The 19298-nt window shown below is 75.3% G+C and carries 16 protein-coding genes; 13 read left to right on the top strand and 3 right to left on the bottom strand.

Going from position 1 to position 19298, the window contains the following annotated elements; all coding sequences use genetic code 11:
* Positions 1–31 precede the first annotated feature (31 nt).
* The 10 genes from ACIRPP_RS02120 (at position 32) to ACIRPP_RS02075 (ending at position 14126) form a co-directional block, all read left to right on the top strand.
* Complete coding sequence (locus ACIRPP_RS02120; RefSeq protein WP_403637149.1) at positions 32–1708, top strand: FAD-dependent oxidoreductase; 1677 nt, start codon at positions 32–34, stop codon at positions 1706–1708.
* On the top strand, positions 1705–3174 hold the full coding sequence (locus ACIRPP_RS02115; RefSeq protein ID WP_403637147.1) for an ATP-binding protein: 1470 nt from the start codon (positions 1705–1707) through the stop codon (positions 3172–3174). Before ACIRPP_RS02120 ends, ACIRPP_RS02115 begins: the two co-directional genes overlap by 4 nt.
* Entirely contained in the window at positions 3171–3521 is a 351-nt protein-coding gene (locus ACIRPP_RS02110) for a UBP-type zinc finger domain-containing protein (protein ID WP_403637145.1), read from the top strand. Before ACIRPP_RS02115 ends, ACIRPP_RS02110 begins: the two co-directional genes overlap by 4 nt.
* A gap of 128 nt (positions 3522–3649) precedes the next feature.
* Positions 3650–6643 carry an AAA family ATPase gene (locus tag ACIRPP_RS02105; RefSeq protein ID WP_403637143.1) on the top strand — a complete coding sequence of 998 codons (2994 nt, stop codon included), beginning with the start codon at positions 3650–3652 and terminating at the stop codon, positions 6641–6643.
* A 137-nt stretch (positions 6644–6780) separates the two neighbouring features.
* Positions 6781–7995: a serine hydrolase domain-containing protein gene (locus ACIRPP_RS02100; RefSeq protein WP_403637570.1), complete on the top strand. Its 1215-nt coding sequence runs from the start codon at positions 6781–6783 to the stop codon at positions 7993–7995.
* A 104-nt stretch (positions 7996–8099) separates the two neighbouring features.
* Positions 8100–8777 (top strand): AIM24 family protein, encoded by a 678-nt coding sequence (locus ACIRPP_RS02095; protein WP_403637141.1) that lies wholly within the window; start codon positions 8100–8102, stop codon positions 8775–8777.
* 232 nt (positions 8778–9009) lie between these two features.
* Complete coding sequence (locus tag ACIRPP_RS02090; protein WP_403637139.1) at positions 9010–10065, top strand: tetratricopeptide repeat protein; 1056 nt, start codon at positions 9010–9012, stop codon at positions 10063–10065.
* Positions 10062–11081 carry a polyprenyl synthetase family protein gene (locus ACIRPP_RS02085; protein WP_403637137.1) on the top strand — a complete coding sequence of 340 codons (1020 nt, stop codon included), beginning with the start codon at positions 10062–10064 and terminating at the stop codon, positions 11079–11081. Before ACIRPP_RS02090 ends, ACIRPP_RS02085 begins: the two co-directional genes overlap by 4 nt.
* A gap of 103 nt (positions 11082–11184) precedes the next feature.
* Complete coding sequence (locus ACIRPP_RS02080) at positions 11185–12144, top strand: threonine/serine dehydratase (protein WP_403637135.1); 960 nt, start codon at positions 11185–11187, stop codon at positions 12142–12144.
* A gap of 353 nt (positions 12145–12497) precedes the next feature.
* Positions 12498–14126 carry a serine/threonine protein kinase gene (locus tag ACIRPP_RS02075; RefSeq protein ID WP_403637133.1) on the top strand — a complete coding sequence of 543 codons (1629 nt, stop codon included), beginning with the start codon at positions 12498–12500 and terminating at the stop codon, positions 14124–14126.
* Positions 14127–14217: 91 nt separating this feature from the next.
* Here ACIRPP_RS02075 and ACIRPP_RS02070 read toward each other — a convergent pair whose 3' ends face one another.
* Complete coding sequence (locus ACIRPP_RS02070) at positions 14218–15660, bottom strand: serine hydrolase domain-containing protein (RefSeq protein WP_403637131.1); 1443 nt, start codon at positions 15658–15660, stop codon at positions 14218–14220.
* 71 nt (positions 15661–15731) lie between these two features.
* On the opposite strand from ACIRPP_RS02070, the gene ACIRPP_RS02065 reads away from it, so the two are divergent.
* The gene (locus tag ACIRPP_RS02065; RefSeq protein ID WP_403637129.1) at positions 15732–16703 is read left to right on the top strand and encodes an LLM class F420-dependent oxidoreductase; all 972 of its coding nucleotides are present in this window, start codon (positions 15732–15734) and stop codon (positions 16701–16703) included.
* A 127-nt stretch (positions 16704–16830) separates the two neighbouring features.
* Positions 16831–17256 carry an SsgA family sporulation/cell division regulator gene (locus ACIRPP_RS02060; RefSeq protein ID WP_403637127.1) on the top strand — a complete coding sequence of 142 codons (426 nt, stop codon included), beginning with the start codon at positions 16831–16833 and terminating at the stop codon, positions 17254–17256.
* Between the two features lie 37 nt (positions 17257–17293).
* Here ACIRPP_RS02060 and ACIRPP_RS02055 read toward each other — a convergent pair whose 3' ends face one another.
* A complete protein-coding gene (locus ACIRPP_RS02055) occupies positions 17294–17794 on the bottom strand; it encodes a DUF6328 family protein (protein ID WP_403637125.1) in 501 nt (166 codons plus the stop codon).
* 156 nt (positions 17795–17950) lie between these two features.
* Here ACIRPP_RS02055 and ACIRPP_RS02050 point away from each other — a divergent pair, with 156 nt between their 5' ends.
* Positions 17951–18295, top strand: coding sequence for a hypothetical protein (locus ACIRPP_RS02050; RefSeq protein WP_403637123.1), 345 nt, complete (start codon positions 17951–17953; stop codon positions 18293–18295).
* A 10-nt stretch (positions 18296–18305) separates the two neighbouring features.
* On the opposite strand, the gene ACIRPP_RS02045 is transcribed toward ACIRPP_RS02050, so the two are convergent.
* Positions 18306–19289 carry an aldo/keto reductase gene (locus ACIRPP_RS02045; RefSeq protein WP_403637121.1) on the bottom strand — a complete coding sequence of 328 codons (984 nt, stop codon included), beginning with the start codon at positions 19287–19289 and terminating at the stop codon, positions 18306–18308.
* Between the last annotated feature and the right edge of the window lie 9 nt (positions 19290–19298).

Raw genomic sequence — 19298 nt, 5'->3', positions numbered from 1 at the left:
GCCGGACCCGACCACGCGATGTGGGGGACCTATGGCAGAGGCCACCGACGCGGCACGCACCGTCATCATGACCGTGGACGACGACCCGGGGGTCTCCCGCGCCGTGGCCCGGGACCTGCGGCGGCGCTACGGCCGGTCGTACCGGATCGTGCGTGCCGAGTCCGGCGAGGCCGCCCTCGACGCGCTGCGCGAGCTGAAGCTGCGCGGTGATCCGGTGGCCGTGCTCCTCGCCGACTACCGGATGCCGCGGATGAACGGCATCGAGTTCCTGGAGCAGGCCCTCGACATCCACCCCGGCGCACGGCGGGTGCTGCTGACCGCGTACGCGGACACGGGGGCGGCGATCGACGCGATCAACGTCGTGGATCTCGACCACTACCTGCTCAAGCCGTGGGACCCGCCGGAGGAGAAGCTCTACCCGGTCGTCGACGACCTGCTGGCCGCGTGGCGGGCCGGTGACCACCGGCCGGTGCCCAGTACGAAGGTGGTGGGGCACCGCTGGTCGGCGCGCTCCTCGGACGTGCGGGAGTTCCTGGCCCGCAACCAGGTGCCCTACCGCTGGTACTCCTCCGACGAACCGGAGGGCCGCCGGCTGCTGGCGGCCGCGGACGAGGACGGGACGCGGCTGCCGGTGGTGATCACCCCGGACGGGACGCCGCTGGTGGAGCCGGAGCCCGTGGACCTGGCGGCCCGGGTGGGCCTGGCCACCACCCCGGAGGCCGGCTTCTACGACCTGGTCGTCATCGGCGGCGGCCCGGCGGGCCTGGGCGCGGCCGTCTACGGCGCCTCGGAGGGGCTGCGTACCGTGCTGGTGGAGCGATCGGCGACCGGCGGCCAGGCGGGGCAGAGCTCCCGCATCGAGAACTACCTGGGCTTCCCGGACGGGGTGTCCGGGGCGCAGCTCACCGACCGGGCGCGGCGGCAGGCGACCCGGTTCGGCGCCGAGATCCTCACCGCGCGCGAGGTGACGGGTCTGGAGGTGTGCGGTTCGGCCCGCGTGGTGCGCTTCTCGGACGGCTCGTCGGTCGCCGCGCACAGCGTGATCCTCGCGACCGGGGTGTCCTACCGGCAGCTGTCCGTCCCCGGCTGCGCGGACCTGACCGGGCGCGGGGTGTACTACGGGTCGGCGCTGACGGAGGCGTCCGCCTGCCGGGGCGAGGACGTGTACATCGTGGGCGGGGCCAACTCGGCCGGGCAGGCGGCGATGCACCTGGCGCGGGGCGCCAAGTCGGTGACGCTGCTGGTGCGCGGGCCGGACCTGTCGGCGTCGATGTCGTACTACCTGGTCCGGCAGATCGAGAAGGCGCCGAACATCTCGGTGCGGCCCCTGACGGAGGTGGCCGCCGCGCACGGCGACGGGCACCTGGAGCACCTGACGCTGCGCGACACCCGGACCGGCCGGACCGAACGGGTCGACGGGCAGTGGCTGTTCGTGTTCATCGGGGCGGCCCCGCTGACCGGCTGGCTGGACGGCACGGTGCGCCGGGACGAGCGCGGCTTCCTGCCGGCCGGGCCGGACCTGACCCCGGACGGCCGGCCGCCGGCCGAGTGGGAGCTGGACCGGCCGCCCTACCACCTGGAGACCAGCGTGCCGGGCGTGTTCGTCGCGGGCGACGCGCGCGCCGAGTCCGCCAAGCGGGTCGCGTCCGCCGTAGGAGAGGGAGCCATGGCCGTGATGCTCGTCCACCGGTATCTGGAGCAGTCGTGAACGGCGCGCCGGGGCCGTGCAGCCCGCAGGAGATCGGCTCCCTGTTCCTCTTCGAGCGGCTCACCCCGGAGCAGTTGGGGCGGCTGTGCCGGGAGGGGCGGGTGGAGCGGTTCGAGCCCGGTGAGGTGTACGCCGAGGGGGAGCCCGCCACCTGCTTCTACGTGATGCTGGAGGGCACGGTCGTGCTCTCGCGCCGGGTCGGCGGCCAGGACGTCGAGGTCAACCGCACGTCCCAGCGCGGGGTGTACGCGGGGGCGATGCAGGCGTACCTGGGCGACCGGGTGCCGCAGGTGTACACCAACACGATGCGGGTGACGGAGCCGTCCCGGTTCTTCGTGCTGCCCGCGGACACGTTCGCGGCCGTCATGCAGGAGTGGTTCCCGATGGCGGTCCACCTGCTGGAGGGCCTGTTCTTCGGGTCGAAGAGCACCCAGCGGGCCGTCGGGCAGCGCGAACGGCTGCTCGCGCTCGGCTCGTTGTCCGCCGGGCTGACGCACGAGCTCAACAACCCGGCGGCCGCGGCCGTACGGGCCACCGCGACCCTGCGCGAGCGGGTGGGCAGGATGCGGCACAAGCTGCGGGTGATCTCCACCGGCACCTATGAGCCGGAGACCCTGGCCCAGCTCATCGACATCCAGGAGCGCACCGCCGAACGCGTGGCGAAGGCACCCGCGTTGAGTCCGCTGGAGGCGGCCGACCGGGAGGACGCGCTCGCCGACTGGCTCGACGACCACGGCGTGGAGGAGGGGTGGCGCATCGCCCCCACCTTCGTCCAGGCGGGACTGGACCCCGACTGGCTGGACGGGGTCGCCGCGGTCGTGGACGAGGATCTGCTCCCGGGCGCGGTGGGCTGGCTCAACTACACCGTGGAGACCGAGCTGCTGATGGACGAGATCGGGGACGCGGCCAAGCGCATCTCGCACCTCGTCGACGCGGCGAAGCAGTACTCGCAGCTCGACCGCGCACCGTACCAGGTCGCGGACGTGCACGAACTCCTCGACAGCACGCTGGTGATGCTGTCGGGCAAGATCGGACAGCACATCGAGGTCGTCCGGGACTACGACCGCACCCTGCCGAGGATCCCCGCCTACCCGGCGGAGCTGAACCAGGTGTGGACGAACCTCGTGGACAACGCGGTCGCCGCGATGGACGCGGCCGGCGGCGGGGGCACGCTGACGGTGCGCACCGGCCGGGAGGCCGACCGGCTGCTCGTGGAGTTCCGCGACACCGGGACCGGGATCCCCCAGGACATCCGCGACCGGGTCTTCGACCCGTTCTTCACCACCAAACCGGTGGGTGAGGGCACGGGCCTCGGCCTCGACATCTCGTGGCGGATCGTGGTGGGCAAGCACCGCGGTGTCCTGCGCTTCGAGTCCGTGCCCGGCGACACCCGTTTCCAGGTGCTGCTGCCGCTCACCGCCCCGTCCGCCGCGGACTCCCCCGACACCCCCGAGGAGCACCCATGACCGGCGACCCCATCGACCCCGTCGTCCCGCCGAGCGGCCCCGGCTGCGTCGACTGCGACGCGACCGGCGGCTGGTGGTTCCATCTGCGGCGGTGCGCCGCGTGCGGCCACGTGGGCTGCTGCGACAGCTCGCCCGGGCAGCACGCGACGGCGCACTACCGGGCCACCGGCCACCCGTTGGTGAACAGCTACGAACCGGGCGAGGACTGGTTCTACGACTACGCCACCGACGCGCTGTACGAGTCCGGCCCGGCCCTCGCCCCGCCCGGCAGCCACCCCGATGCGCAGCCCGCTCCGGGCCCGGCGGACCGGGTCCCGGCGGACTGGCCGGCCCGGCTGCACCGCTGACCGAGGGCCTTTCGTCCGGATCACGCCGGGCTCGCGGGCCCGATCCGGAGGAGGGACCCCAGGCCCGGGCCCGGTCCTCCTCCCCGGTCGTGACGGACGGGCCGGCGGGCCCGTGCCAGGATGGGGACGTGTCACAGAGCTCCTTCGCCGGTCCGCTCGTCGGCCGGGACGACGAACTCGCCCGTCTCGCCGGTGTGCTGGAGGGCGCCCGGCGCGGGCAGGCGCGTGCCGTGCTGCTCGCCGGGGACGCCGGGGTGGGCAAGACCCGGCTGCTGGACGAGGTCGCCGTGCGGGCCGCCGCGGACGGGATGACCGTGGTCACCGGCCACTGCGTGGACCTCGGGGACGTGGGTCTGCCGTACCTGCCGTTCACGGAGGTGCTGGGCCGGCTGGCCGCCGACGAGCGGTTCGCGGCGGTCGTCGGGGCCCGCCCCGCGGTCGGCCGGCTGCTGGGCGGCGGCACCGACGCCGTGCGGGACGTGGACGCGCGGCTGCGGCTGTTCGAGGGCATGGCGGAGCTGCTGGCCGAGGTCGCGGACATCGCGCCGCTGCTGCTGGTGCTGGAGGACCTGCACTGGGCCGACCAGTCCTCCCGTGACCTGCTGCGCTTCCTGCTGGGCCGCGGCGTGCTGCAGCATCCGGGGGGCGCGCCCGCGCACCGGCTGGCGGTGTGCGCCTCGTACCGGGTGGACGACCTGCACCGGCGCCACCCGCTGCGGCCGGTGCTGGCCGAGCTGGTGCGGCTGCCCGCCGTGGAGCGGCTGGAGCTGCGCCCGTTGCCGGACGCGGACGTGACCCGGCTGGTGCGCGCGCTGGAGGCGCGGCCGCTGCCGGACGCCACCGTGCGCCGGATCGTGGAGCGGGCGGAGGGCAACGCCTTCTACGCCGAGGAGCTGGTGGCCGCCACCGGCACCCCCGCGGGCGGGGTGCCCAGCGGCCTCGCCGACGTCCTGCTGATCCGGGTCGAGCAGCTCTCCGAGACGGCGCAGCAGGTGCTGCGCACCGCGGCGGTGGCGGGGCGCCGGGTCGGCCACGAGGTGCTGCGCGAGGCGGTCGCACTGCCCGAGGACGAGCTGGAGTCGGCGCTGCGCGAGGCCGTCGGGCGGCAGTTGCTGGTCGCCGGGGAGGGCGGCACCTACTCCTTCCGGCACGCCCTGGCCCGGGAGGCGGTCTACGCGGACCTGCTGCCGGGCGAACGGGCGCGGCTGCACGGTGCGTTCGCCCGGCTGCTGGCCGGGCAGGGGCAGCGCGCACAGACCGCGGCGGAGCGGGCGCACCACCACCGGGAGAGTCACGAACCGGCGCAGGCGCTCGCCGCGTCCCTGGAGGCCGCCGACCACGCCCAGCGGCTCGGCGCGCCCGCCGAGGAGCTGCGGCACCTGGAGACCGCGCTCGACCTGTGGCCCGCGGTGGGCCCCGAGGGGCTGCCCGCGGACGCCGCGGTGGACCCGGTGGCGCTGACCCTGCGGGCGTCGGCGGCGGCCGCCCACGCGGGTGAGCTGCACCGCGCGGTCGCGCTCACCCGGTCCGCGCTGGCGGACCTCGGCCGGGACGCCGACCTGGAGCTGGCCGCCCGGGTGCGCTACACGCTGGCCGGGAACCTGCTGCGGGTGGACAGCCTGTCGTCGGCGTTCGCGCACAGCAGCGAGGCGCTGGCGATGATCCCGCCGGAGCCGGCCTCGCCGACCTGGGTGTGGGCGGCGGCCACCCACGTGATGACCGCGCGGCAGGTCGGGGAGAACGAGGTCGCGCTGTCGGTGGCCCGCCGGGCGCTGGCCGCGGCCGAGCGGCTGGGGATGCCCGACGCGCAGGCCGACCTGCTGATCTCGGTGGTCGGTCTGGAGGAGTTCAGCCGCCACACCGCCGAGGGCCGCGAGCGGCTGACGCGGGCCAGGGAGCTGGCCCGGACGGCGGGGAACGCGGCGGTGGAGCTGCGGGCGCTGTACAACCTGGCCATGGGCGCCTACGAGGCCGGGGAGCTCGAGGCGTGTCTGCCCTGGCTGACGGAGGGCCTGGACCGGGCCCGCCGGGCCGGGCTGCTGGCGTCGCCGTACCCGCTGGCGATGCGCTACCTGCGGCTGCTGGTGCTCTACGCGACGGGCCGCTGGGACGAGTGCGTGGTGGCGGCGGAGGCGGACGCCCGGGTGCTTCCTCCGCTGGGCGGGTACGCGGTCGCGCCCGCGCTGTACGTGGCACTGGCGCGGGGGGACTTCTCGGTCGTGGAACGGGTCCGCGCCCCGCTGGACGGGCCGTTCGACTGGATGGCGACGCTGGTCGCGGGGATTCTGCTGACCGACGCGGCGGCGCTGCGGGGCGACGCGGAGGAGGCCGTGCGGCGGATGCGTGCCACGGTCACCGCCCTCACGGACGCGTCGGGCACGGCCCCGGACGTCACCGTGCGGCTGGCGGCGCTCGCGCTGGCCGCGGTCGCGGACGCGGCGGCGGAGCGGCGGGCGGCCGGTGACGAGGCCGGTGCCCGCCGCTGGGCCGGGACGGCCGACGAACTCGTGACGCGGGCCCGGTCGTCGGCCGCGCACAGCGAGGACGGCATGGCGCAGGGCAGTGAGGGCCAGGCGTGGCTGGCGCGTGCGGAGGCCGAGTGGCTCCGGGTGGTGTCGGGGCCCGACGTGGCGGCGTGGGAGCGGGCGGTGGCCGCGTTCGGCTACGGCGACGCCTACGAGCGGGCGCGGTCCCGGCTGCGCTACGCCGAGGCCCTGCTGGCCGCCGGGCGGCGCAAGGAGGCGACGGCCGAGGTCCGCGCGGTGCGCGAGGAGGCGGAGCGGCTGGGCGCCGCGCCGCTGCTGGAGCGGGCCGACGCGCTGGCGGCGCGCGGCGGGCTCGGCGGCCCGTCCGGGGCCGGGGGGCGCGGGGGCGTGCTGACCGCGCGGGAGCGGGAGGTGCTGCGGCTGCTCGCCCGCGGGCGCAGCAACCGGCAGATCGGCGAGGAGCTGTTCATCAGCGGCAAGACGGCGAGCGTCCACGTGTCGAACATCCTCGCCAAGCTGGGCGCGGCCGGCCGCACCGAGGCCGTGGCGATCGCCCACCGCACCGGGCTCGTCGCGCCGGAGTCCGAGGGGTCCGGCGGACCGGCCGACACGCCCCGCCGCCCCACGTCCGCCTGACCGGTTCGTCCGCTTTTCGTCGCCATACTGTGGCGACCGGCGACGCTCGGTGACCGCGAGCGGTCCGCGCGCCGTCCGGCCCGGATGACGGTGCGGCAGAAGCGGAGCGGCGGCGGATGGCCTCGACAGCGGCGACGATGCGTACGGGTGCGGTGGCCGCGGTGGCCGCCCTGTCCCTTCTGACGGTACCGGCGCACGCCGCCCCTCCCCCGGCCGCGGCGCCGGCATCGGATTCCGGGTCGGCCCCCGCGCTCGACGCGCCCGACCTGGCGGGCCTGGAGAGCCTGTTGCGCACCGCCCGCTCGCAGGGGGCGCCGGGGGCGATGGCGCGGATCGACGACGACGGCACGGTCCTGACGGCCGCCACCGGGCTCGCCGACCGCGGGACGGGGCGGGCCCTGGCCGCCGGGGACCGGTTCCGCATCGGCAGCATCACCAAGGTGCTGACCGCCGTCGTGCTGCTGCAACTGGCCGACGAGGGACGGCTGAAGCTGGACGACCCGGTCGACCGTCACCTGCCGGGGCTGCTGCCCGACGACCGCATCACGGTGCGTCATGTGCTGAGCCACCGCAGCGGACTGTACGACCACACCAACGACATGTTCGCCCGGACGGTGCCCGGCTTCGAGGCGGTCCGCACCAAGGTCTTCACCCTGCGGGCGCTGGTCCGCCGGTCCCTCGCGCACCCGCGCACCACGGCGCCGGGCGGCGCCTACCGTTACTCCAACACCAACTTCGTCGTCGCGGGGATGCTCATCCGGGCGGTGACCGGCCGCTCCCTGGCCACCGAGTACCGCGAGCGGATCATCGCGCCGCTGGACCTGCGCGACACGTTCTACGTGCATCCCGGCACCGCGATCCCCGGCCGTCACACCCGCGGCTACCTCACCCCGGACACGGCCGGCGGGGCGCTCGTCGACGCCACCGAGCAGACGATGTCCTGGGCGCAGAGCGCGGGCGCCGTCATCTCCGGAACGCGGGACGTCAACACGTTCCTCACGGCGCTGCTGTCGGGGCGGCTGACCTCCGCGACGGCCCTGCGGGAGATGCGGCGCTGGGTGCCCGCGGGCACCGGGCAGGCGTACGGGCTGGGGCTGCGGCGCCGCGACCTGTCCTGTGGCGTCTCGGTGTACGGGCACACCGGCGCCGTGCAGGGCTACTACTCCTACGCGTTCACCTCGAAGGACGGCCGGCGTTCCCTCACGGCGCTCGCCACCACCTCCAACAACGCGAAGGTGATGGGCACGATGCTGCGCACGCTGGAGGCGGCGTTCTGCGGCCGGGCGGCGGCCCGCAGCGCGGCGCCCGCGCCGGTGCGGGAGGACCTCGCGCCGGACGTCGTCCGCCACTGAACCGGGGGGCGGCGACCGGCGGCAGGGACGGGACCGCCGGACCGCGGGCGGTGCTCCCGCCCCCGATCTTGGCGGAGGGCGCCCCTCCGGGTGAGGATGACGGCATGAAGGGTGACCTGTTTTCCAGCCGGCACATGGTGCAGCCCGCCACGGCCCCGGGCATGACCGTCGAGAACGCCAAGTGCATCCGCTACACGGTCGACGGCGAGATGCTCGCCCGGCAGGGCGCCATGGTCGCCTACCGCGGCAGCCTGCAGTTCGAACGCAAGGGCCAGGGCGTGGGCGGCATGCTCAAGCGCGCCGTGACCGGCGAGGGGCTGCCGCTGATGTCGGTGCGCGGCCGGGGTGAGGCGTGGTTCGCGCAGGAGGCGCAGAACTGCTTCATCGTCGACGTCGAGCCCGGTGACGAGTTCACCGTCAACGGCCGCAACGTCCTGTGCTTCGACGCGACGTTGTCGTACCGGATCAGCACCGTGAAGGGGGCGGGCATCACCGGGGGCGGCCTGTTCAACAGCGTCTTCACCGGGCACGGCCGGCTGGGGCTGGTGTGCGACGGCAACCCGCTGGTCATCCCGGTCACTTTGCAGCAGCCGGTCTACGTCGACACCGATGCCGTCGTGGGCTGGACCGCGGGGCTCTCGACCTCGCTGAACCGGTCGCAGTCGCTGGGTTCGATGCTGCGCGGCGGTTCGGGCGAGGCCGTGCAACTCGCCCTCCAGGGCGAGGGGTACGTCGTGGTCCGGCCCAGCGAGGCGACCCCGCACAAGCCCCAACAGCACTGAAACGGGCGGCGGTTGAGGGCCGCCGCGTGATCTGCGTCGCACAGGCAACCCCGTCGGTCCCGGGCTCGTCTTGACCGGCGACAGGTGATGCCCCGGCCTGATGGCTGGGGCACGTTTCCGACGCTCTATACACATCGTGTATAGGCGCAGCGTATAGGCGCGGCGGACAGACCGGTCCACCCGCCCGTGCCGTCCCGCACCGGCGGGTGGGCGGACGGACCGAAAGGCAACGATGTACGGCAAGGCATTCGCCCCGGAGTACCAGGGCGCCCTCACCACCCTCTCGGTGAACTCCTCCCTGGACGACGTCCTGGCCGCCGGGGTCGAGCGGCTGAGAGCGGCCGAACGGGCCGGTGAGCCCGGTGAGGTGGCCCGCTCCGGACTCGCCGTGGCGGAGGCGCAGCGCCGCCTCGGCCGGGTCGCGGACGCCGACCGCGCGTGGAAGGCGAGCTACCGCGCGGCACGTGAGGCCGGGGACGGATCGGCGATGGCCTGGGCGCTGTGGAGCGGCGGCACACTGGCCCGGCAGCGCGGCGCCTTCCCCCTCGCCCGGCGCCTGCTGGGCCTCGCGGCCGGCCTGGGCGAGCGGTCCGGCGACGTCGTGGTGCGCGGCTACTCGCTGGCCGGGCTGGCGGAGACCGGCCGCATCCAGGGCGACTACGAGGCGGTCGGCCGGCTGCACGAGCAGCTGCTGGCCGAGGCCCGGCGGCGTGGCGAGGCCCGTCACACCGTGTGGGCTCTGGAGGGCATCGCGCAGATGCACCGCAACACCGGGTCCCTGGACACCGCCCACGACCTCTTCGAGGAGGCGGCCGGGATCGCCGCCCGGGCGGAGGACCGGCGCGGTCACGCCTGGGCGCTGCGCGGGCTCGCCGACGTGGTGTCGGTGCGGGACGGGGACACCGAGCGCGCCCTGGCGCTGCTGTCCGAGGCGGAGGCCGGGTGCCGGGCGATGAAGCTGTCCGGCGCGCTCGCCTACAACCACAAGATGCGCGGCAACGTCCTGTACCGCGCCGGTCGTTGTGCCGAGGCGCGGACGATGTACGAGCAGGCGCTGGCGGAGTTCCGGGCGATGGGCGAGCCGCGCGGTGAGGCGCTGTCCCGGCTGGGGCTGGCCAAGTCGCTGGCCCGGCTGGGCCGGGACCGTGCCGAGACGGCCGCCGAACTGGCCGGCCTGGCCCGGACGATGGAACGGATCGGCCTCGCCCATGCCCGGGAGATGGTGGCCCGGGCCCAGGAGGAGTTCGTGTCGCCCGCCGACACGGCCGTGACGGGAGCCGGGCGGTGACGGCCCTCGGCACGCCGGTCGGTGCCGCCGGGGTACTGGACCGGTGCCGCGCGCTGGTGCGGCCCGAACTGGCGTCGGCCGTCGACCGGTTGCACCCCTGGGTCGGCGAGATGGCCCGGTACGCGTTCGGCTGGTGCGAGGTGGGCGGCGCACCGGCGGCGGCGCCGGGCGGCAAGGGCGTGCGGCAGGCGCTGGCGGTGCTCGGCGCGGAGGCGGCCGGGGTGCCCGCCCGGGACGGGGTCGCGGCGGCCGTCGCGGTGGAGCTGGTGCACGCGTTCTCCCTGCTGCACGACGACATCATGGACGGCGACGCGGACCGGCGGCGGCGTCCGGCGGTGTGGAAGGCGTACGGCACCGGGCCGGCCGTCCTCGCGGGCGACGCGCTGTTCGCCCTGGCCGTGGAGACGCTCGCCGCCCGGCCCGGGGGCGCGGCCGGGGTGCGGACGCTGTCGGCGGCGCTGCGCGACCTGGTCGGCGGGCAGGCGGACGACCTGCTGTTCGCGTCCCGCCCCTGGACCGGGCCGGGGCGGGTGCGGCCCGAGGAGTACCGGCGCATGGCGGAACGCAAGACGGGGGCGCTGCTCGGGTGCGCGGCGGCGCTGGGCGCGGCGCTCGGCGGCGCCCCGGCGGGCACCGTCGCCGCGCTCGACCTCGCCGGCCGGCGGCTCGGTGTCGCGTTCCAGATCGTGGACGACGTGCTGGGCGCGTGGGGCGACCCGGCGGTCACGGGCAAGCCCGTGCACGGCGATCTGCGGGAACGCAAGACGACGTTCCCGGTGCTGTCGGCGCTCGCGACCCCGGCGGCCCCGCGGCTGGCCGCCCTGCTGGAGTCGGAGGCCGATCCGGCGACGGTGGCCGCGGCGGTCGAGCGCGCGGGCGGCCGTGCGGCGGCGGTCGCCGAGGCGGACCGCCTGCTGCGGGACGCCGGGGAGGTCCTCGACGGCGTCCCGCTCCGGGCCGGGGCAGCCGGGGACCTGCGGACGCTGATCGCCTCCCTGGCCCGGCGCCGCGTCTGACCGGGGCGCACGGCCCGGTGAACCCGGTTGACCCGGGCCGCGCCCCGGGGTGAGGGTGCGTTACGGCGCGGATCACGACCCCCGTGCCGGAAAGGTGACCGACATGATCGGGATCTCGCGGATCGAGGCGGCGGCCGAACGGATCGCCGGTCACGTCGTGCGGACGCCGACCGTGCCCAGCCCCGGCCTGTCGGAGCTGCTGGGCGTCCCGGTCACGGCCAAGCTGGAACTGCTGCAGCGCACGGGCTCGTTCAAGGCGCGGGGTGCGGCCGCCAAGCTGCTGTCGGTCGACGAGGCCGGGCGGGCAGCCGGGGTGGTCGCCGTGAGCGGCGGCAACCACGGGATCGCGCTGGCGGTCATGGCCGCGGCGCTCGATGTGAAGGCGACGGTGGTGATGCCGCGTTCGGCGCCCGCCCGCGCGGTGGAGACCGCCCGGTCCGCGGGCGCGTCGGTGCGGCTGACCGACGACATGGACGGCGCCTTCGCCCTCATGGCACGGCTTCAGGACGAGGGGCTGACCCCGGTCCACCCGTTCGACGACCCGGAGGTGATCGCCGGGCAGGGCACCGTCGGGCTGGAGTTCGCCGCGGACGCCGACGACGTCACCGACGTGCTGGTCAGCATCGGGGGCGGCGGGCTGATCTCCGGGGTGGCGGCGGCCCTGCGGGCGCGGCGCCCCGGCGTGCGTGTCTGGGGCGTGGAGACGCAGGGCGCGCAGGCCATGTCCGAGGCGCTCGCCGCGGGCGGTCCGGTGCCGGTCGCACTGTCGTCGATCGTCTCCACCCTGAGCGCCCCGAGCGTGTCGCGGCTGACGTACGAGCACGTTGCGGAGCTGGTCACCGAGGTGCTGGTGGTGCCGGACCGGGAGGCGGTGCGCGGTTCGCTCGAACTGGCCGAGCACGCCAAGGTGTGGACGGAACCGGCCGCAGGCTGTCTGCTGCCCGCCGCGCGGCAGGTGCGGGAACGGGTGGGTGACGGCGCCCGGCTCGGGCTGGTGGTCTGCGGCGGCAACGCGGCCTTCGCGGACGTGGCCGCCTGGGCCGGCCGGTTCGGGCTGCGCTGACCGCACCGGGGGGGCGGCGAACGCGGCCGCCGTATTCCGGCCGCCCGCGGCACCGGGCCGTTATGCGCCCGCTTCGGCCTTTACCGCGGGTTACCCCAGGTGGGCCGAGAGCGGCGGTTTCCCGGCCGCCCACGCCGTAATGGACCCGCCCCGGGGAACGGCACGGCGTGCCAGGTGAGGCGCCTCCCGCCCGGTACGGCCATTTCCGCTCGCACACGTGAACCCCGGTTTTCCGAATGAGGGTCGGAAACGTTCCGGCACCGGAATTCGGCCGGGTTTTCGTTGAACCGATCCGGGGCGGTCCTCCGTACCTGTGCCCAAGGCGGGAAACAGCGGTTGGACGAAGGATGACCATGGGCAGGGCGCACGTCCCCACACACGAGTCGGTCGGCGGTCGGTACCGGTTGGTCGAGGTGGTCCACCGCGAGACCAACCGCGTCTGCTGGTACGCCGACGACGTACGCTCCGGCCGTCCCTGTCTGGTCACGCAGACCGGGCTGCCCGAGGGGGAACCCGGCGACACGGCCCGCCGGGTCCTGTCGCGCATCCTGCGCACGGCCGAGAGCGTGGGCCGGCTGGCTCCGGGACGGATCGCGACGGTGGTCGACGCCGTCGACGAGGCCGGTTCGCTGTGGACGGTCATGGCGTGGATCGACGGCGTCCCGCTCGGCCGCCTCCTCGCCGAGCAGGGCACGTTCAACTACGTGCGGGCCGCCCGGATCGGGCTGGAAGTGCTCGACGTGCTGGACGCCGCGCACGCCGAGGGCATCACGCACGGCGAGCTCAGCCCCGGCCAGGTGTTCGTGCGCGACACCGGTCCGGCCGTCGTCACCGGGTACGGGCTGGTCGGCGCCACCCTGGCGCCCCGGCTGACCGCGCCGTCGTACGCCTCGCCGGAACAGGCCCGCGACGAACGGATCGGACCGGCCGCGGACCTGTGGGCGCTGGGCGCCCTCCTCTACACGATGGTCGAGGGCCGCCCGCCGTTCCGGGAGCGGGGCCGGCTGGAGGCGACGCTGCGCGGCGTGGACCGGCTGCCGCTGCGGAGCCCGGTGCGGGCCGGGCCGCTCGGGCAGGTGGTGCTCGGGCTGCTGCGCAAGGACTCCCGGGAGCGCCTGACCCGGCAGGTGGTCCGCGACGCCCTCACCCGCGTCCTCAGCGAGGAGCCGGGCGCGGGGGCGGCGGCCGTGCCCCGCCCCCGGCTGCGCGGCCTCGGCTTCGCCGCCGTGCGGTACGCGGGCCGGGAGTGGAGCCGCCGCACCCTGGTCCTGGGCGCCACCGTGGCCGTGGTGACCGTGGCCGTCGTGGTGCTGGTGGCGACGCAGGGACTGCCCGGCGGCGGCACGTCGACGGCCGCTCCCCCGGCCGCGCCGCCCGCCGCCACCTCGGCCGCCCCGTCGGCGCCGGACGCCTCCCCGGCGCCGGGCGGCGCACCGGAGGGCGGGAACCGGGACACGGCCTCGCCGTCCGCCCCGCCGACCACCGCGAAGCCGTCCCCCTCGGCGACGGGCGGGCTGCCGGCGGGGTTCCGCGTCCTGCGCGCGCCGGAGGGGTTCTCCGTGGCGCTGCCCGCGGGCTGGGACCGGCTGTCCACCACTCCGGGCGCCGACGGCGCCTACCGGGCCACGTTCGGCGCGGACGGCGACCCGCGCACGCTCGCGGTCACCTACAGCGAGCGGGTCGGCCCGGACCCGGTCGCGGTGTGGCGGGACGACGTGGAGCCGAACCTGAAGCGCACCGCGGGGTACGAGCGCATCGGCGCGATCCGGGCCCTGACGTACCAGGGGCGCGCGGCCGCCGACATGGAGTGGTACTCCACGGCCGGCGGCACGCGGGTGCGCACCCTCGGCCGCGGCTTCCTCCTCGGCGGCGGGCGCAGCTTCTCGCTGCGCTGGACGACCCCGGCCACCGACTGGGACACGCCGGCCGGGCAGGAGGCGCTGCGGACCGTCCTGCGCACCTTCCGGCCCGGCACCGGCTGACCGCCCGGGGAACGCCGACGGCACCCGCCGCCAGGGCCTCTCGGCGGATCAGGCCGGCTCACGGAGTCCGGCCCGATCCGAACACGGGTACTCAGGTCGCCGGGGAGCGCAGTCTGCGCAGGCGGGCCGGGGGCATCGGGCGGGTGAGCCAGTGGGCCGTGAACGTGCCCTCGGCGAGCGAGCAGGAGATCCGCAGGCGGTGCGGCGTCTCGAGGAACACCACGTCCACCGCCAGGGTGCCGGGGCCGGTCCAGCCGCCGCTCACCGCGGTCGGGACGGGTTCCTCCGCGACCGTCCAGGGCGCGTCCCCGAGCCGCAGCGGGAGCGGTTCGCCGCGGTCGGTGAGGGTGAGCGTCCAGCCGCCGTCCGGGCCGGCCGTGACCGCGGCGCCGGTCAGCGTGGGCTGGTCGGCGCAGGCCCCGCCCTCGGGGGCGAACACGGCGCCCGGCCAGTCCGCCGCCCGGCCCTGCGGTACCGGGGCGCCCGGGGCCGGGGGCAGGGCGAGCTCGTCGAGCCGGTCGCGCAGCGCCGCGTCCGGGGCGTCCCGGCCGGTGAGCGGCGCGGGGTGGAAGGCGGGCAGCAGGTGCCGCCAGATGAGATCGAGGTAGTCCTGCATGCGCTCGGTCGCCGAGGTCGCCGCGATCACGGCGTCGTGTTCGGGCAGCACGAGGCAGAACTGCCCGTAGGCCCCGTCGCCCCGGTATCCGTGCCGGGACATCCAGAAGTGGTAGCCGTAGCCCTGGTCCCAGTCCTGCCGCTGGTCCCCGCCCAGGGCGCCGGCGGTCGCGACGTGCGGGCGCGCGGCGCGGGCGGCCCAGCCCTCCGGCAGCAGCCGGCGGCCGTCGTGGACGCCGTCGTCGAGATAGAGGCGGCCGAGCCGGGCGATCGCGTCCGTGGTCGCGTACAGACCGCTGAAGCCGATCTCGCGTCCGGTGCGGTCGCGCACCCAGCCGGCAGGGCCGACGCCCAGCGGGTCCAGCAGCCGGGGCCGCAGGTACGCGGTGAGCGACCCGCCGGTGACCCGCTGGACGATCGCGCCCAGGGTGTAGGTGTTGGGCTGGTTGTACGCGAAGTGGGTGCCCGGGTCGCGGTCCGGCGGGAGCAGCAGGAACCCGCGCACGGGCTCGGCGGGGTCCCGGGCGTAGGCGGCGTCCACGGTCTCGCTCTCGTGACCGCTGGCCATGGAGGCCAGGTGGCGGACCCGCATCGCCCGGCTGCGGGGATCGGTGACGTCCGCCGCGAACTCGGGGAAGTAGGAGATCACCGGGGCGTCGAAGTCGATCAGGCCGTCGGCCTCGGCGAGGGCGGCGGCGGTCACGGTGAAGTTCTTGCTGAGCGAGTACAGCAGGTGCGGGCGGTCGGCGGCGTACGGCGCCCACCAGCCCGAGGCGACCAGCTTCCCGTGCCGGATGATCATCAGGCTGTGGGGTTCGATGTCGGGGGCGGCTTCGAGGGCGTCGAGGAAGGCGTGGACACCGGCGGCGTCCACACCCTGGGCGGCGGGTGCGGAGGTGGGCAGGGGATCGGCACTCATGCCGCGATCCTGCCCGGCCGCGGCCGGGTGATCCACCGTTTCCGGACGGGGCGGACGGGGACCCGGACATCATGGTGCAGATCGGATACACGATGATGACCGAGCAGGCCGGGCCGCGTGAGCTGGTCGACCACGTGGTGCGGGCGGAGGAGGCGGGCTTCGACTTCTCGGTGACCTCGGACCACTACTTCCCGTGGCTGCCCTCCCAGGGCCACTCCCCGTACGCCTGGAGCGTGCTGGGGGCGGCCGCCCAGGCCACCTCCCGCATCCCGCTGATGTCGTACGTGACGTGTCCGACGTTCCGTTACCACCCGGCGGTGGTTGCGCAGAAGGCGGCGACCGTACAACTGCTGTCGGAGGGCCGGTTCCGGCTGGGGCTCGGCTCGGGCGAGAACCTCAACGAGCACGTGGTGGGCGGCGGCTGGCCGTCCGTCGACGTGCGGCACGAGATGCTCGAGGAGGCGGTGGAGATCATCCGGGCGCTGTTCGAGGGCGGCCACGTCAACCGCCGCGGCCCGCACTTCGACGTGGAGTCGGCCCGGTTGTGGGACCTGCCGGACCAGCCGCCCCCCATCGGTCTCGCGGTCTCCGGCGAGCGCTCCTGCGCCCTCGCGGGACGCCTCGCCGACCTGGTGATCGCCACGGAGCCGGAGGCCGGGCTCCTCGACGCCTTCGACCGGCACGGCGGCACGGGCAAGCCGCGGGTGGGCCAGTTGCCGGTGTGCCACGACCCCGACCGGGAGACGGCCGTACGCCGGGCCCACGCCGAGTTCCGCTGGTTCGCCGGTGGCTGGAAGGTCAACTCCGAACTGCCCCACCCGGACTCCTTCGAGGCGGCCACCCGGTTCGTGCGGCCGGAGGACGTCGCGGCGTCCATCCCCTGCGGCGACGACCCGGACGACTTCGTGGAGGCGGTCCGCCCCTACGCGGAGGCGGGCTTCACGGAGATCGCGCTGGTGCAGGTGGGCGGCGAGTCGCAGCCCGCCTACCTCGACTGGGCGGAGAAGACGCTGCTCCCCGCCCTGCGGGACGCCTTCGGCTGACGTGCGGGCCGGGCCAGGAACCCCTCCTGAGCGGACCGGCCGGCAATTCACCCGGACGACTGAGCATCTCGGCGGGATGCGGGGTACTAGAGGGCTCTACGTCGGTACGCGTCCCGGAGGCCCTTTCGTGAACCCGTTCGTGCACAAGACCCTGGTGGTGGAGCTCCAGGCGGGCGACTCGGACCGCTTCCCCGTGCTCGCCCACCTGAGCTACGACCCCGCCGACCCGTTCGCCGTCACCGTGGTCTTCAGCCACGACGGCCGGGTCCTGGCGCGCTGGCAGCTCGACCGCGAGATGGTCGCGGACGGCCTGCTCGGGCCGGTGGGCGTCGGGGACGTACGGCTGTCGCCGCAGGCCCGGGGCGCCGGCCGGGAGCTGCGCATGGAGTTCCTGGGCGAGCCCCGACCGGACGGGGGCCGGCACCACGCGGTGGTGTACGCCTGGGCGGAGACGGTCGGCGAGTTCCTCGCGGAGACCCGGCGGATGGTGGCGCCGGGCCAGGAGGACGCCGGCGTCGACGACTTCCTCGCGGACGTCCTCGCCGGACGCTGACCCGGCCCCTCGGCAACCGCGCGCGGTCGCGCGCGGTTCAGCGCGTGGTGTGCCGGTAGCGGGCGTACAGCGGCAGTCCGAACCAGCACAGCAGGTACCAGAACACCACCCCGGTCACGAGGTACGGGACGAAGCCGTCGTGGGTCGCCACGCGCAGGATCAGCAGCAGGGACGCGCTGGTGGTGGCGAGCAGCAGCAACAGGCCGAGCAGGGTCAGCCCGGAGGCCAGCCGCACCGCCTGGGCCTTGATGCGCCGCCCGGAGACGAGGCGGTGCAGGGAGACCGGCGCGATGAGCGCCCCGGTGGCGCAGGCGCCGAGGACGACGGTGACGATGTAGATGGTCTGATCGGTGTCGGACAGATCGTCGTACTTCGGCGTGAAGACGACGGTCAGCAGGAAGCCGAAGAGGATCTGCACGCCCATCTGGGCGACGCGGACCTCCTGGATCAGCTCGACCCACATCCGGTCCGCTCTCTCGTCCTCGGTCTCGTTGCGCCCTCTGCGCCTGACCTCGCCCTGCTCCGCGTCGTCGGACACGCCGCCTCCCGGTGTCTGGAACCCGCCTTCCTCTCCTCCTTCCCGCGAGTTCCCCGTCCGCGTCGGCTTTCCCCGCGCCGCCCGCCCCCGGTTTGGCGGCCGGGCGCGCGGTTACACGGACGGCTACGACACCGAGGCCGGGAGGTTGTGGAAGCCATGTCCGATACCCAGCTCACCGTGACGCTGAGCGGCGGGGGCGTCGACGACGCACGGGCGGTCGTCCGGGTCCTGGAGGGAACCTTCGGGTCGTCGGACGGGCTTCCCTCCGACGACCGGGCCACGGTGCGCACCGCCACCTTCGGCGCGGAGGACAGCGGGGAGGCGGGACCGGGGAACACGGGCGCCGCCCGGCTGGCGGCGCCCGTGGAGGTGACGGTGCAGGGCACGCCGGACGCGGTGCGGAGGGCGAGCGACACCCTCACGGAGGCGTTCACCGTCCGCGACGACGGGGCGGCGGCCGGCGACCAGGAGCAGGAGCGGCAGCTGCTCCTGGAGCCGTGAGCGTCCGTCCTTACCAGCGGGACTCCACGCGGTCCCGGATCCGCCGGGCGTAGAGGTCGTCGATCGCCTCGAGCGTCTGCTGCGACAGTTCCGGCAGCCGCGCGGCGGCGGCGTTGGCCCGCGCCTGCTCCGGGGAGCGGGCGCCGGGGATGACGGTGGTGACGCCCGGCAGACCGGCGATCCAGCGCAGCGCCAGCTGGGCCGGGGTGCAGCCCTCGGGGGCGAGCGCGGCGAACTCCGCGGCGGCCTCGACCCCGGTGCCGTAGTCGACACCGGAGAACGTCTCGCCCTGGTCGAAGGCCTCGCCGTGCCGGTTGAAGGTGCGGTGGTCGTTCTCGGGGAAGACCGTGTCCTTGGTGTACTTGCCGGACAGCAGGCCGGAGGCGAGGGGGACGCGGGCGATGATGCCGACCCCGGCCTCGCGGGCCGCGGGCACCACCTCGCGCAGCGGCTTCATCCGGAACGGGTTGAGGATGATCTGCACGCTCGCCACATTCGGCCGGGCGATCGCCGCGAGCGCCTCGGCGCAGGTCTCCACGCTGACGCCGTAGGCGGCGACGCGCTCCTCCTCGACCAGCGTGTCGAGGGCGTCGAAGACCTCGTCGCGGGAGTAGACGGCGGTGGGCGGGCAGTGCAGCTGCACCAGGTCGAGCCGGTCGACACCGAGGTTGCGGCGCGAGCGGTCCGTCCAGGCGCGGAAGTTGTCCAGGACGTAGTTCTCCGGGATCTGCTCGACCCGGCGTCCCATCTTGGTGGCGATCAGCACGTGCAGGTCGGGCCGGCCGCTCACGAAGGACGCGATGGTCTGCTCACTGCGGCCGTCGCCGTACACGTCGGCCGTGTCGAAGAAGGTCACCCCCGACTCGGCGGCGGCCTCCAGGACCGCGAGGGCCTGCTTGTCGTCCACGTCGCCCCAGTCGGCGCCGAGTTGCCAGGTGCCGAGTCCGATCACCGAGGCGTGCTGACCGGATCGTTCGAAAGTGCGCTCGTCCATGCGGCCAGT

The sequence above is a fragment of the Streptomyces sp. NPDC101219 genome, assembly GCF_044767675.1.
Lineage (GTDB): Bacteria > Actinomycetota > Actinomycetes > Streptomycetales > Streptomycetaceae > Streptomyces.
Note: the sequence above shows the minus strand (reverse complement) of the source record. Positions and strands in the feature narration are given on the sequence as shown.

Bases quoted from the DNA above. Each gene is read 5' to 3' on its own strand.
- ACIRPP_RS02070 (WP_403637131.1), bottom strand. From the start codon at position 15,660: ATGAGTGCCGATCCCCTGCCCACCTCCGCACCCGCCGCCCAGGGTGTG.
- ACIRPP_RS02065 (WP_403637129.1), top strand. From the start codon at position 15,732: ATGGTGCAGATCGGATACACGATGATGACCGAGCAGGCCGGGCCGCGT.
- ACIRPP_RS02095 (WP_403637141.1), top strand. From the start codon at position 8,100: ATGAAGGGTGACCTGTTTTCCAGCCGGCACATGGTGCAGCCCGCCACG.
- ACIRPP_RS02045 (WP_403637121.1), bottom strand. From the start codon at position 19,289: ATGGACGAGCGCACTTTCGAACGATCCGGTCAGCACGCCTCGGTGATC.
- ACIRPP_RS02050 (WP_403637123.1), top strand. From the start codon at position 17,951: ATGTCCGATACCCAGCTCACCGTGACGCTGAGCGGCGGGGGCGTCGAC.
- ACIRPP_RS02090 (WP_403637139.1), top strand. From the start codon at position 9,010: ATGTACGGCAAGGCATTCGCCCCGGAGTACCAGGGCGCCCTCACCACC.
- ACIRPP_RS02120 (WP_403637149.1), top strand. From the start codon at position 32: ATGGCAGAGGCCACCGACGCGGCACGCACCGTCATCATGACCGTGGAC.
- ACIRPP_RS02110 (WP_403637145.1), top strand. From the start codon at position 3,171: ATGACCGGCGACCCCATCGACCCCGTCGTCCCGCCGAGCGGCCCCGGC.
- ACIRPP_RS02080 (WP_403637135.1), top strand. From the start codon at position 11,185: ATGATCGGGATCTCGCGGATCGAGGCGGCGGCCGAACGGATCGCCGGT.
- ACIRPP_RS02100 (WP_403637570.1), top strand. From the start codon at position 6,781: ATGCGTACGGGTGCGGTGGCCGCGGTGGCCGCCCTGTCCCTTCTGACG.
- ACIRPP_RS02075 (WP_403637133.1), top strand. From the start codon at position 12,498: ATGGGCAGGGCGCACGTCCCCACACACGAGTCGGTCGGCGGTCGGTAC.